This window comes from Thermoplasma sp. (assembly GCF_023256435.1).
Taxonomy (GTDB): domain Archaea; phylum Thermoplasmatota; class Thermoplasmata; order Thermoplasmatales; family Thermoplasmataceae; genus Thermoplasma.
Genome location: NZ_JAGDXM010000002.1, coordinates 1 through 13,830 on the forward strand (window position 1 = coordinate 1; position 13,830 = coordinate 13,830).

Below are 13,830 nucleotides of genomic sequence, written 5' to 3' on the forward strand. Positions count from 1 at the left end.
TAACGGGAAGCAAAAGTAGAACCTCCGAAGCTTCAGCGAGGAGAGCATGTCAGAATGGTCAACGGCATATCATAAAGGATTTTTTAATTTTTGATCCAGAAATTAAGCTAAACAGCTGGTCAGGAAAAAATATTTCATATCAGGCCATATAGATAGAGAGGTAAGGAGTAATGGATGTACCTGCATACTGTATGAACTGCGGAAGAAAACGAAAGGGCGATGAGCTGAGATGCCCTGTCTGTGGTTCCCTGTTTGAGATCCGTCCCGAATTTCATTATCATGATAAAATTGAACATAATTTCCCGTATCTGCGCAATGTTATTTCTTTGGGGGAATCTGAGACTCCTATATTTCAGGCCGATGGCTTCAGCTTGAAACTTGACTATATGCTCCCAACATTCTCATACAAAGATAGAGGATCAAAGATACTTATTTCTCATATAGTAGATATAAGGGATTCTGAGAACATCTCAAAGATCTCTGAGGATTCTTCTGGAAATGCTGGAGCTTCGATAGCGGCTTATGGATCTGCTGCCGGATTTTCCGTAGAAATATACGTTCCAGAAACAGTTGCCGGAAAAAAATTCTGGCAGATACAAGCCTATGGAGCGAGGGTAATAAAGATAGCGGGTAGCAGAGAGGACGTCCAGGCAGCGGCGGAGAGATCAGGATCATTTTATGCAAGTCATGTTCTCAGGCCTGAGTTCAGGGATGGCATAAGAACACTTGCATATGAAATATACAGGCAGTTCGATAAAATGCCAGAAAACATATATGTGCCCGTCTCAGCCGGAACTTTATTGCTGGGTCTATTCTCCGGATTAAATCATCTTAAGGAAGCCGGAGAGATAACAAGTATGCCCAAGATAATCGCCGTTCAGACGGAAGCAGTTTCCCCGTTGTGCGCTAGAATGAACGGCACAAGGTATGATCCTGATAACACATTGACATCCGTAGCAGATGCACTGGTTTCTAAAAGGCCACCGCTTCTGGAAAGGATGTTTTCTGTTTTATCAGAAAATGGCAGGTGCATAACCGTGAATGATGGGGAGATAATAGATGCAAGAAACGATCTCGCAAGAAAAGGATTCCTCGTTGAATATAGCTCTGCGACGGTGTTCGCGGCGTTTAAGAAGAAAAGATTGAACAACAGCCTGTTGATCCTCACTGGGTCTGGGCTGAAGAACGATTTTTGATCCGCTCCTTACGTTCTCTTTTTAACTTCTCTATTCTTTCCTTTTCCTCACGCACTCTAATTGCCTGCCCAACGAATTCTCCCTCGTTGGTCAGTATGATCTTTTCTCCGAGCCTTTCTTTATCCTCGGCGACAAAGCCATAATCTATGAGATTCTTGAGTGTACCATCAGGATCTTTCACGCCACTCTCGTTTTTGACTCTGTAAAGCGGAACCTTCCCACCGTGGTTCTTTATGAACATCAATAGCTTAACTTCATCTTCTGACATATCATAGTTGTTTTCCAGCTTTCCTTTTATCACAGGTTTGTTGAAGGGAGAACCTTTAACCAGCACCTTAGACTCAGCCATTCATACCGCCTCCACATATACATTTAGAGTATCATGATCGATGATGCTATATGGATCGCTTTATCCTGAGCTACTCCTTATTAAAGCTTCGGAGCTTCCTGCTTCAACGATCAAACTCGATCCCCATACTACCAGATCGCAGTTTCCCGTCATTGGAAACTTTCTTTCGGACCACGTCTGGAAGAAGGGTTACGGAGGTTGCGATCTCCACAGGCGTATATTTGGATCGCACCGATCCTACTCAGTTATCATCCACTTGTTTATCAGGGATGATACAAAAGAATATAGTAAGACAATCTATAAATATTTCCATTGGGGGAAGTCCGTGTATCTCATGTCCGAAGAGGGAGTTTTACTGCTTCCCTCAAACTCCTAACTTTTTATAAATAGAGGAACGCTGCGATATCGATCAGTCTAAGGATTCATTCAAATCCTTTTCTTTCTGTTCCATTCGCTTAATCAATCACTCAGTCTTCTAAATCTTAATTCTCTAATCGTGCCTCACACATTATCCATAAGTCTTAATTCAAAGTTTTCATACTGGTATGTCCATGGATAAAAAGGATGTACCTGGCTACATATTCGGACTTGCTGGTATCTCTATTGCAATAATCATAACTTTATACTATCTGCCGGCGATCTTCAAGAATATCGCGAAGCTATCCGTACTTCCTGTCTCTGATTATGCTTTGCTGTCCTTTCATACCAGTATAATTTTCTTCTTTGCCGTCATAATCATCTCAATAATTCTTGTCATCATTGGTCTCATCTCGCTTCTGAAATTTAAGAAAGACTACACCACCTCATTCTCTACTAAAGGGTCAGGCAAGTTCTTCTGGTATCTGGCCATCTATGTTCTCGTTGATCTGATCTTATCCTTCATAATTTCAAGTGTTTATCCTTCCTATGGAATAACTAGTGTGAATAAGCTTCCGAATTTTATACAGGTTTACTACTATTTTGTATCTGTACCATTTGAATCGTTATTTCTCTCCGTTATTCCGATAACTGTGATGATGATCATTTATGGTTATGCCTCGAGGAAGCCTAGGATAATCCTCAAGAGTGACGACTTAAACTGGAATATAGTAGGGGCCATATCCATAGGTGTGGCAACGTACTCCGCAATATTGTATCTCATTCTTGGAGAAAACATCTATTATGTGATATCAGCCTATATAACAACCCTGATGGTCTCTATAATTTACATCAAATTCGGCTTGATGCGGGCAGTACTCACCAATTATATCATGAGTATGATAAGTTTTCTCAGCGTCTTAGCTTCAAGATTTCCTGAGTATTCTCTTTTATTGACTATATTTCTATTCGCGTGGTCCTCTGTAGGTATATACTATCTGTTTCTGGAGAACGAATCAAGACAGAAGAGGATACAGCATGAGAGGAGCCGGGTACAGGAAGAGCCAAGGAGAGAGATACAGGTTCCGCTATTGAAGCCTGAGGATCTTTTCATACGAAGCTCATGTCCAGAGTGCGGAGGCATAGTCTTCCATGTTAAGGACAACATGAGCCTTGAATGCGATCACTGCCACCATATCATCGCAGCCGATGATGTTGGTCCGTTCAACGTCAAGGTCGATATATATGGCAGACTCCATGATCATTATTACTCAGACAGCATCTATGAAACACACTAGAACAGGTAAGCATTGCATAGTTTTAAGCATCATTTTTCGATTTTGTCTATGAGCTGACCCATAGTTGAAGTTTCGGATCTTCATTTCAGAGAAGATATCTCCATCAGCATATCCAATACAGTAAAATATCTATTTCGTTATGTCCGCAAGCTTTCATCCAAAATGCACAGATCCATTCTTATCGGCCTCGAAATATTTTCATTAAGAATCGTCATTGACAGAAGTCCATGTATAGCCATAAAAATATCGTGTCTTTGTTTTTTCGCAGGCCGCTTATTTTTCAATAAACAAAATCGTTAATTACAGGCTAGGTATGTTAGTGTTATGACGTATGTGTTCAGATGCAGGGATTATGGATTCGACTGCAGCTATACTCTGGAAGAAGAAAGGAAGGAGGATATCCCGCCCATGGTGAAGATGCATTTCAGATATGCTCATAATATATACGATTTCACAGATGAAATAAGGGATAAGGTGTTACAGGTTGTAAAGGAAAAATAGACACATCGCATGTTCACAAAATAAAATTGCGAGCATGTGAATATCAGATTCACTGTAATGTTATGTTTATTCTGTTTGAAACCTTTCCCTTTAATTTTGTAGTTTTATAGTTTATCTGGCCGACCTCGCCAGTCCGCTTTACATTTACACCGAATTCCGGTTGTTCAGGAAGTCCGTCTATGGCCATTATACGTATTCTCTCCTCGTCAAAGGCATCATGGACAGACATCTTTTTAAGATCCTCATTGCCGTTGAACTCATCCAGGCTAATATATCTGAATTTAACTTCTAGATCTTTCTTAACAATCTCGTTTGCTTCTGTCATGACTTCGTTGATCTCGTCTTCCGTTATGTCGGGCTTCTCGATATCTATCCATGCCCTGTCATCATAGGTCTCATTAACACGGCAGGGCACCTTCCATTTCTTATACGCAAGACCAGATATTATCTTCAATGCTGTTCTGAATCTCATATGTATATACCGCCTGTCCCAGTCTATCTTCTGTTTCACAGTTTTTCCGACTATGTCCTGTGGATAAGTATCCATTGATATCAGGTGTATATATTCGCCGTCGTAAATTGTATCGACAATCTGATATTCCTTGTTATCTATTATCACCTTACCCGTATCATTTGGCTCTCCAAACGTTGTCGGATAGAATATTGACTGATCCACCTTCATATCAGTGAATTCCACAAATACAGCTGTTCCCGTACCCTCCACTGAATATGAATCGTCCAAGTACAATGCTTTGGTCTTCATAGGTTCCGTTATAGCTATCAGTTTAAATATTATCTGTTTGAGTGTATGTGAAAAAGGAATGGGAGACGCGTCCTAAATGGATTGCGTCTCAAGATATGGATAAGAACGAATCATATGCGTATATATTCCGTGAATGATATATACAGTCTATCACAAAAAGAATATTAGATAAGAATAATAAGCATGGATATGAAGGCCTCACAGATATTCTCGGATTTTCTCAAGAAGAACCATCTATATCCTATTTTCGGAAATCCTGGTACGACGGAAATACCGATGCTATCCTCTGTTGAGGATTATGTACTGACTCTGCATGATTCGATTTCGGTCGCAATGGCCGATGCCTATGCCCAGTTCAGCGGACGTCCTTCCGTGGTGAACCTGCATTCATTACCAGGCATTTCGAATTCAATGGCATTCATAACATCCGCGGCACGCAATCACTCTCCCGTTATAATAACAGCTGGTCAGCAGGACAGAAGGCATCTATACTATGATCCACTGTTATCCGGCGATCAGCTGGGTATGGTTTCTAACTATGTAAAATATGCATATGAGGTGAGGCGGCCTGAGGAGATTCCTCTCGCAATGAAACGCGCCTATGATATAGCCATGACACCACCCTTCGGGCCTACTTTCGTCTCATTTCCCATGGACATAATGGATGAAACCGCGGATCCCATTGAAACAAATGTTTTTGGGCATTCAAATGCCGCTCTGAATGAAGATGAGGTACGCGAAATAATGGAACGTGTGAATTCTGCAGAGAGGGTTGCACTGATATTCGGATCTGAAATAGACGCTTACGGCGCGATGGAAGATGCAAGAAATTTTGCCCATTCATTGAATGCTCCGGTATATGTCGAACCCTGGGCTCAGGCGTCTTCATATTACAAGGATGATCTGTACGTTCAGGATCTGCCTCCTGCCTTCTCCGCCATGAACAGGATCCTCGAACCCTATGACCTCATACTCTTCATAGGATCGGATGTGTTCGTATATCCATACACCGGAGAGGATCCGCAATTTATGGACAGATCCATATTCATATCCACGCAATCCGGCCATTACGTGGGCGAGACCTACTTCTCAGATCCTTCGTCATTCCTGCGTGCAGCGGTAAAGTACGCAAGAAAGAAGGAATGGATCAAACCCAACAGGTTTCCTGAGAAATTAGTGTATGAGGACATAATAGCGAAGGTGCACCGCCATCTCAAAGGGTATACTGCAGTGGATGAGGCCGTTACGGCTTCCGGTTCTGTCAGGAAATACTTTGCAGACGGGCCAAAAACCTACTTCACTTCACGTGGTGGTCCCCTTGGCTGGGGCGATGCGGCGGCCGTATCAATCGCCATGCTAAAGAAGAAGACCATCGGCATTATTGGCGATGGCGCATTCATGTACACCCCGCAGAGTCTATGGACTGCTCATAAATACGGAATTGCTGCCAAATTCATAGTGCTCAGGAACAATGGCTACAATATACTGAGAAGTTATTCGAGGACATATGGATATGGAGTAGAGGATAGGGAATTCCTGAGATTCAACTTCAGCATAGAGAAGATTGCAGAAGGCTTTGGTTCCGAAGTTAGAAACTATGAAGCAGAAAGTGATCTGGAATGGATCAATGAGGGAGATGCACCAAAGGTTCTTGTCCTTGATGTTGATAACCAGATTCCAGATCTGTTCTGAGTGATCCCATGAACATAGGAGTCATAGGTGGAAGTCGTGTAAAGGATGAAGTGTGCGATATAGCGTATCGGGTTGGCCGGATACTCGCCATGCGAAATGTCACGGTGATATGCGGTGGGCTTACCGGAGTCATGGAATGTGTTTCACACGGCGTTTCTGACGGAAATGGTTTGGTGGTAGGCATACTACCAGGTTATGACCCATCGGAGGCCAACCGTTACGTTAAGATACCGATACCCACGGGAATGGGTTACATGAGAAATTTCCTAATAATCAGGGCATCTCAGGCCATAATAGCGATAGATGGATCCGCAGGTACTCTCTCAGAGGCTTCATTCGCCATAAGCGAAGGCAAAGATGTGGTCTCCATATATCCGATCAGCATACCGAGAACGAAGGAAAAGGAAGGCCATGTATATGTTGAGCCGGATCCTGAACGAGCTGTCGATCTAGCAATCGATCTGGCAAAGAGATGGCATCAGATCGACGAATCTTCCGAAAAATAATTTATAACCATTCTGGGTATAATCCATCGTGGATGTCACTCCTGCCATCATAAAGATCTTTGGATACATCATAGAAACATTGCTTGTAATCAGCATCATATTGGACATTGCCTATGCAATCTATGATATATATACAATGAGGTCTGATGGCCTTGAGGCTCTTTCCTATTCCCTGGTCGAAAATGCCTTCTTCGCCCTGGTTCTGCTCGAACTGTATCTCGGAGCGCATGACTTTGTCGTCAGAAGCCCACTTGGCCTAAAACATGTGGTCGAGGCTGGTCTTTCATACATAATAAGGGAAATCATAATTGACATATCCACCGGAGTTAAGGACATATACTCCCTATCGGCACTTGCGATCGTCATCGTTTCACTCGCTGTTTCACTCTATTTCTTATCAACTACGGAGAAAGTTCGCATGAATGGCGGATCGCAATGAAATACGTCGTACGATAAGTGATCGATGAACGCATTCATGTGAAGGTTATATTCCTGGCCTGAGTCCGAAGGCGAAGCAAAACGTTCAGGATAAGCATGATCGACATTATGATCAGGGAAAGCTCTATGTAGATGAGGTTGTAAGGCGAACGAATTGCTATGTTTCCGATTATTCTCACCGTGGGCGAGGACACGGCTTTGAACACCAGAAGTGGCAGTAGGGACATAATGCCAAGCGCCAGACCGAAAAGTTCCATCCCCATCATTGATAGTTTCATTATATCGTAAAGAAGATACGCGGAGAGAATAGCCATTATCCCAAGGATTACTACTGATTTATCGTTGAAGTAAATGCTGACCGCGCCGATCATGAACATGATGAACGTAATTACCGAAATGGCTGCAACATGATCAAATCTGCTCCGGTTATCCCTCAGCGGTATTGCCGCCAGGGCTATCAATGACAGGGAGATAAGAACCATGAAGTCCGTTATATTCACCAGGAAGGCTGTGCCACCGAGGCTCATGAATATTATGAGCACAAAGGTGAATACCCATGAGAGAGTTGAAAACGACTGGGGGAATATACCATCCTCCGCAAGCGATCGCAGATGCCTTGATGCAGCCATGAACGCGGGAACGAACGTAGTGACCGTGGCCAGGAGGAACGAGACCGCCATAGCCAGAGCCCACAGGTTATTCTGGAACACGGATGCGATATATATGGCAGGTATTACGGCTGTTTCCACGGCCGAATAGGGTGCATGGACTGAAAAGACCGCAAGAGCATATAGAACCTGAATGAAGCCTGCACCAGCGATAGTCGCATACATGGAGTATGGCATGTACCTTCTCTTGGGATAGGTCTTGCCGGTTATGAAAGAAATGACAGGAATTCTGGACTCATCCTTGGAATCCCTGACCATAACCTGTATCTCCTGAAACCCGAAGAAGAGTATGAACAGATACCCTGTATTTATAAGAATAAGCTCAGGAGCACCGGCGTGAAATACAAGGATCCCAGACAGGTCCCAAGAGTGACCGAAGCCAAGATCCAGCGCGTCAAAGAATATTATGGAGACCATTATTATCAGGAATATTATCTGCGTGATGCCTATTCCTCTCATATACCTCTTTCCATAGAAGGCGTTTATGACAAACCAGATTATCATGAAGAGTATGGCTCCGGCAATGACCCCATTCCTCAGTATCTGGGAGACCCCCATTACGGCCAGAAGAGGAGAAATGACGTTGAAGGTGAATTCTACAAAATATATGACTGAAAATGCTGCCAGAGACGTATTTGCTATCCACATTGAAAAACGGGATATGAAATACCTCAGGCTCTGCCTTCCATATGCCGTCCTTATGAATGATGGACCGCCGAGTGCATTCAGGTTGTGGTCGTGCGAGTATATATGCATCCGATCATAGAGGTATGCAAGTAGGTAGGACATTATCACTGCCAGGACAAGTGAGGATATTGAAACTATGAAGTATTCATATATATTCTCAGGTATCAGTATAAAGAGCGGAGAACCTATGGTGGTACCGAGTCCTATGGCAAAAAGAGTGAAGAATCCATATACCGGAGTACCACCTTCCTTCAGTGTTGGTTTCCTGAATCTGATCCTGTAAACTGACGGTAATTCGGCTATCAGGATGGACGAAAGCACCAGTGAAACGATGACTGCAAAGAACACTATCATGTACCCAAATGAAAAATTTGAAAGCGGGCTGGAGGTTATGAGATAGAAGATCGTTGAATATAGAAAGAATATACCTATAGCTGTGGATAGCGCCTTTGTAATCAGCGTGATCCTCCTAAACCGTCTGAACATGTATTCACCATATCCTTGACGTGTTCTCTGCACCTAATCTTATTGTATGCAGCCCGAGGAAAAGCATGAAGAATGAGAGAAACAGCATTCCTATAACTTCTGCGTATCCAACCGTATTCAGCGCTACCACGTTTACCGCAACGCTGTCCAGATACCTTGAAACAAGATTCGCGTTAACAAATGTAGCCAGAGCAGGTGTCATCATCATAGCTGAGAGGAGTATAAGAAACGAAGATATTATGAAATCACCTATGGCAGTATACAGATATTCACGGCCTGGCTTTTCCTGTCCGACGATCTGCCTGAACTCCATCACAGACTGATCGCGGCTCTGATATATTCTGTCCCTTATTCTAATCTGAGCAGCCCTGTCATTCCCAGCAATCAGCATCAGGGCCTTGATCTGAAGTATTGTGTCATCTATCGCCTTATCAAGCGTGTCTGCCATAAATATCCCTTCAATATTGAGATATTGCTTTATAATACTTTTGAATAAACTCTTTGTCATGGCTATAACTGCAGAATCGATCTCAAATCTTATCGACGCTCTCGTCTATATGGAGAATTACAGGAAGGAGAAGAGCGATTACGAAAATTTCAGCGTTCTGATAGACAACAGGAAGAAGATCGCCGATAACTTCGTGCTTGAAGTTAAGAATACGGTTCAGAACTTCGATTTCTCACAAACTGGAATAGATGCGTCGGATGTAAAGAACAAGGTGATCGAGTTCGCATCCCTGGCCATTTCCCAGATAAAAGAAAAGATAGAGGCTAAGGCAAGGGACGATCAGAACGCAATAAAGCAGAAGATGGATGGCGATCTGAACAGATCCATAGGAAGCCTGAGTCTGTTCATGGTGCAGGATCCCTTTCACATAATAGATTACACAGTCTACCTGAACCATATCGGCGGATCTTATCAGGCAAGGGCGGTTTACAGATGCGATGACAACATCACGTATGAATTCTCCCTCAACAGTAGCCTCATACCTGAGCTGAAGGATACGCTCTACATGTCGTCCATATCGAAGGGTATCAGGATACCGGTGAGAAAGGGAAGATCCCTGATGAGTTCAGAGATATCAGTTGATTATGAGAAACTGGATAAGTACATATTATCATATGTTGAATACAGCCCGAAATACATAAGCGTCGTCATAGAGAATGAGGATACGCTCTCGCAGATTTCGTTCTTCTATCCCGTTGATAATCCAGACATGATACGCATCGATTATAAGGATGATTCTGGAAAAGTAAATGTCGATGGCGATCCGATACTTTCGAAATACATTGATTACACCACTATAAAGTCAATATCTGGTTATATAGCCGGAATCATGCAGAACCTCATGGTTAGGAAGAAGACTATAAATTCCATAAGTATAGGTGATGTAAATCTTCTGGAAAAGAGCGATCTTCTACCTCTGGTGAAATACGTATTCCAAAAATACTCATACCTTGTCAAGGGCCTCATATCCGATGGCCATATTTCTATCGATGATCTCAAGACTAGGCTGGCAAATATAAACCCAGGTATAGTGCAGGATCTCATGGCATCAGCCGGTGTCGTACAATGACACTCTACATAGTTCGATATTCGGAGATCGGCCTCAAAGGTGATAAAGAACGGAAGAGGATGGAAAATATACTAATTAAAAATATAAATTCATATTATAGAATCAAGGGATGGAACGCAGACTGCAGGATCATGTCCGGGCATATTCTGGTGGAAGCTGAGAACGATGATCCTCTGCGTTATATAATGGGGATAAAATCTTATTCCCCCGCGAAAAGATTCCGATTTGAAACTCTTGACGACCTCAAGGAAATAGCAGTTGCACTCTATAACGAGAAGGTCAAGGGAAAAACTTTTGGAGTGAGATGCAACCGCATCGGTACACATGGCTTCACCTCACTAGACGTTGAGAAAGGCGTGGGTGACGCACTCTATGGAGTATCCGCTGGCGTGAACCTGAAGAATCCTGATGTCTGGATACACGTGGATATAGTGGGAAAGGATGCATTCTTCTACGATACGGTCATTTCCGGCCCTGGTGGACTCCCTCTCGGATCTGAGGGCAGATATCTGGCCCTTGTTTCAGGCGGAATCGACTCACCTGTCGCAGCCTGGACGATCATGAAGCGTGGTTCCCCCTGTGACATATTATTCTGCTCATTGTCCTATCCAGTGGATCTTCTTCCATTTGTTGATGTTGTGAGCAAGCTCATCGAAAGATGGGCACCGTACAGAAAACCAAAGATATATGTTGCTGATTGCAGACCGCTCATACGCACAATGGTCGTTGAAGGCAAGACCAGATATTCCAATGTCACGTTCAAGAGGGTCATATATAAACTAGCCGAAAGCATCGTACTGAAGCAGGGATACAACGGTATCGTTACAGGTGAATCATTGGGACAGGTATCATCTCAAACTGCCGAAAACCTCAGGGCCATTGAAAGTGGCATAGATGTTCCCGTGCTGCGTCCGCTCATAGGGATGGATAAGGATGAGGTAGTTGAGATGGCCAGGAGTATCGGAACGTTTCCTACGAGGAACATGGGTGAGTTCTGTTCACTCTTTGCATCGCATCCAATAATAAGATCAAGACCAGAGGACATAGACGAGGATATGAAACATATAGATATGAATGAGATCGAGGGCAGCGTTAGGATCTTCGATATTGACGATCTGAAGGGCATGATCAATGACGATTTCGAACTCAAAGGATCGGTACCATCTGATGCAGTGATCATAGATCTAAGGCCTAAATCAATGTACCAGAAGGATCATGTTCAAAATTCAGTGAATATGACGATAGGCCAGGCCCTGCAGATCGATGACAGAAATAAGAATTATGTTATATACTGCAGTATGGGTCTTCAGAGTGCATACGTTGCTTCTGTTCTTAGAAACCGTGGAGTGAATGCTTACTACACAACTTATAAAGGTATTAAAAAAAGAAATTCAGAAAAGGAAGCTGACGGAACTGCTGACATCGACGAGCCTGCCAAGTAATATGGGCGTTTCCTTTACTATCCATTTTCTCGCACGTGCTTCTCTTAGTTTTTCTGTAACCCTAGACCATGCTGCAATATCTGGTATTTCATAAAGAACCACGAACTCCTGATCTCCAATCCCGAAAGAATAGGTAGTATAGGATCTTATACCTCTCTGATCTGGATGGTCCAGTGCCATCCTGATGTGTTCATGCATTATCTCCTTCCTGGTATCGAAATCCAAGAGATACCACTCAGGATCCTTGGACATTGGGTATGCCACAAAATAATTGAGTGGAGGCAATTTAAGGCTGTCTTCCAGTTTTTTATTCATGGCATTATATGGACTTTCATCATACACGGATATTGAAGAATACGATGAAACTGCAAATTTCCGCATGATCGCCTGTATCCTGTCTTTGGCCAGTATCATGAGATCCGGATCTCTGCTGGAATACCAGAATATGATGTCTGAATCGGCACGATAGGAACGATACGCATGAAAATTTATGTATCCTGCATTCCCAGAGAAGAATGCCCCTATTGTTCCGAATGATCTCTCAATGTTGTTTACATCATGCTCCCTACCCTCGAGAAAGCGATAAGATATAACCGAGGTGTATATCTCAGACATAAATGGATATTACATTGAAGTAATTATTATTAACTTATCACTTCACTTCTTCAAGATCCTGATCTATCTTGAAATTTGGCCTTATGCCTGATACGATGATCAGAATTCTCACTCCGCTGCGCATGTTTTCATCTATCACTGTACCCCACATTATAGTAGCATCTCTAGATATCTTCTTTCTCAGCATGTCCGCTGCCTGCTGTGCCTCCTGAAGCTGAAGATCTCTTCCCCCAGTTACATTGACTATTGCTCCCTTTGCATGCGAGATATCGTAATCCATAAATGGCGAGTCAAGAGCCCTTTCAAGAGCCTCCACAATCCTGTCATTCACCGCCTGGTTTGAGGAACCCATGCCTATGGCGGCGTATCCAGCATCCTTCATAACCTTGCGTAGATCATTGAAATCCAGATTGATCGTTCCAGTGTTCATGATCAAATCGGTTATGCCCTTTATCCCGGTTGCTATCACCTCATCTTCGAATTTGAACGCCTTGTAAACCGGAACGTCGTTATATTTTTCTATGAGCTTATCGTTGGGAATCACTATGGCTGCATCGCTGTTCTTAACGAGCTTTCTTATACCTTCAGCGGCATTCTTCATTCTCACATAGCCCTCTGAGCTGAACGGGAGCGTTGCGAATGCTATGGTCAACGCGCCGCGATCCTTTGCAAGCTTCGCAACATATGGTGCAGCGCCTGTACCTGTACCTCCTCCGAAACCGGCAGTTATGAATACTATGCTTGTCTCATCGATTTGCCTCAGTATTTCACTTTCAGACTCCTTGGCGGCCATCTCACCAACCGTTGGATCTGCGCCGGCACCGAGGCCTCTAGTTAGATTCTTTCCGAGCAATATCTTTGCATGCGATCTTATACGAAGCAGATGGGCCGCGTCTGTATTGCATGCAATCAATTTCACGCCCACAAGATTTTCTTTCATGAGTCTATTTATGGTATTTGATCCTGATCCGCCAAATCCAAAAACCTTGATCCTGAAATTACGGTCTTCTATGATTCTGTTGAGATCTTCATCCTTGGTCCAGATGTCCTCACCGTTATCGTTTTGATCGACCATATGGATACTATAATCCCTTGTGTAAATAATTCTTTTGCCTGAACAGTATCGCCCTTAGAACTTCGATCGTATAGACGAACATGTATTGTCCAAAATAGAACGCCAATAAATAGGCATATTTTAAAAAAGAAGTTGGGGGTTTGGGGGAAGCTGTAAATCTCAACAGCTTTAGCGATGAGA

The 13,830-nt window shown here is 43.2% G+C and carries 14 protein-coding genes; 8 read left to right on the forward strand and 6 right to left on the reverse strand.

Annotation, left to right across the window (positions count from 1 at the left end; translation table 11 throughout):
* Positions 1-170 precede the first annotated feature (170 nt).
* Complete coding sequence (locus tag Q0C15_RS00085) at positions 171-1,196, forward strand: pyridoxal-phosphate dependent enzyme (protein ID WP_297214762.1); 1,026 nt, start codon at positions 171-173, stop codon at positions 1,194-1,196.
* Here the strand turns inward: Q0C15_RS00085 and Q0C15_RS00090 are convergent.
* Complete coding sequence (locus tag Q0C15_RS00090) at positions 1,165-1,545, reverse strand: hypothetical protein (RefSeq protein ID WP_297214764.1); 381 nt, start codon at positions 1,543-1,545, stop codon at positions 1,165-1,167. The genes Q0C15_RS00085 and Q0C15_RS00090 overlap by 32 nt on opposite strands.
* 551 nt (positions 1,546-2,096) lie before the next feature.
* Between Q0C15_RS00090 and Q0C15_RS00095 the strand changes: the two genes are divergently transcribed.
* Positions 2,097-3,200 (forward strand): hypothetical protein, encoded by a 1,104-nt coding sequence (locus Q0C15_RS00095; protein ID WP_297214765.1) that lies wholly within the window; start codon positions 2,097-2,099, stop codon positions 3,198-3,200.
* A 324-nt stretch (positions 3,201-3,524) separates the two neighbouring features.
* Positions 3,525-3,701 carry a DUF1059 domain-containing protein gene (locus Q0C15_RS00100; protein WP_297214767.1) on the forward strand — a complete coding sequence of 59 codons (177 nt, stop codon included), beginning with the start codon at positions 3,525-3,527 and terminating at the stop codon, positions 3,699-3,701.
* A gap of 49 nt (positions 3,702-3,750) precedes the next feature.
* Here Q0C15_RS00100 and Q0C15_RS00105 read toward each other — a convergent pair whose 3' ends face one another.
* Positions 3,751-4,464, reverse strand: coding sequence for an alanyl-tRNA editing protein (locus Q0C15_RS00105; protein WP_297214769.1), 714 nt, complete (start codon positions 4,462-4,464; stop codon positions 3,751-3,753).
* A 189-nt stretch (positions 4,465-4,653) separates the two neighbouring features.
* Here Q0C15_RS00105 and Q0C15_RS00110 point away from each other — a divergent pair, with 189 nt between their 5' ends.
* From Q0C15_RS00110 to Q0C15_RS00120, 3 genes are read left to right on the forward strand one after another with little or no spacing between them, the layout of a single operon-like run.
* On the forward strand, positions 4,654-6,156 hold the full coding sequence (locus tag Q0C15_RS00110; RefSeq protein ID WP_297214771.1) for a thiamine pyrophosphate-binding protein: 1,503 nt from the start codon (positions 4,654-4,656) through the stop codon (positions 6,154-6,156).
* 8 nt (positions 6,157-6,164) lie between these two features.
* Positions 6,165-6,662, forward strand: a complete 498-nt coding sequence (locus Q0C15_RS00115; RefSeq protein WP_110640493.1) for a TIGR00725 family protein — start codon at positions 6,165-6,167, stop codon at positions 6,660-6,662.
* A gap of 28 nt (positions 6,663-6,690) precedes the next feature.
* A complete protein-coding gene (locus Q0C15_RS00120; RefSeq protein ID WP_110640491.1) occupies positions 6,691-7,101 on the forward strand; it encodes a phosphate-starvation-inducible PsiE family protein in 411 nt (136 codons plus the stop codon).
* 34 nt (positions 7,102-7,135) lie between these two features.
* Here Q0C15_RS00120 and Q0C15_RS00125 read toward each other — a convergent pair whose 3' ends face one another.
* Both Q0C15_RS00125 and Q0C15_RS00130 read right to left on the reverse strand, forming a co-directional pair.
* Positions 7,136-8,941 carry an APC family permease gene (locus Q0C15_RS00125; RefSeq protein ID WP_297214775.1) on the reverse strand — a complete coding sequence of 602 codons (1,806 nt, stop codon included), beginning with the start codon at positions 8,939-8,941 and terminating at the stop codon, positions 7,136-7,138.
* Positions 8,942-8,945: 4 nt separating this feature from the next.
* Entirely contained in the window at positions 8,946-9,389 is a 444-nt protein-coding gene (locus tag Q0C15_RS00130; protein ID WP_297214777.1) for a hypothetical protein, read from the reverse strand.
* Between the two features lie 58 nt (positions 9,390-9,447).
* Between Q0C15_RS00130 and Q0C15_RS00135 the strand changes: the two genes are divergently transcribed.
* On the forward strand, positions 9,448-10,518 hold the full coding sequence (locus tag Q0C15_RS00135; RefSeq protein ID WP_297214778.1) for a hypothetical protein: 1,071 nt from the start codon (positions 9,448-9,450) through the stop codon (positions 10,516-10,518).
* Positions 10,515-11,960 carry a THUMP domain-containing protein gene (locus Q0C15_RS00140; protein ID WP_297214780.1) on the forward strand — a complete coding sequence of 482 codons (1,446 nt, stop codon included), beginning with the start codon at positions 10,515-10,517 and terminating at the stop codon, positions 11,958-11,960. Before Q0C15_RS00135 ends, Q0C15_RS00140 begins: the two co-directional genes overlap by 4 nt.
* On the opposite strand, the gene Q0C15_RS00145 is transcribed toward Q0C15_RS00140, so the two are convergent.
* Entirely contained in the window at positions 11,910-12,575 is a 666-nt protein-coding gene (locus Q0C15_RS00145; RefSeq protein ID WP_297214782.1) for a chlorite dismutase family protein, read from the reverse strand. The two genes, Q0C15_RS00140 and Q0C15_RS00145, sit on opposite strands and share 51 nt — an antisense overlap.
* A gap of 37 nt (positions 12,576-12,612) precedes the next feature.
* Positions 12,613-13,650: a cell division protein FtsZ gene (gene ftsZ, locus Q0C15_RS00150; protein WP_110640481.1), complete on the reverse strand. Its 1,038-nt coding sequence runs from the start codon at positions 13,648-13,650 to the stop codon at positions 12,613-12,615.
* Between the last annotated feature and the right edge of the window lie 180 nt (positions 13,651-13,830).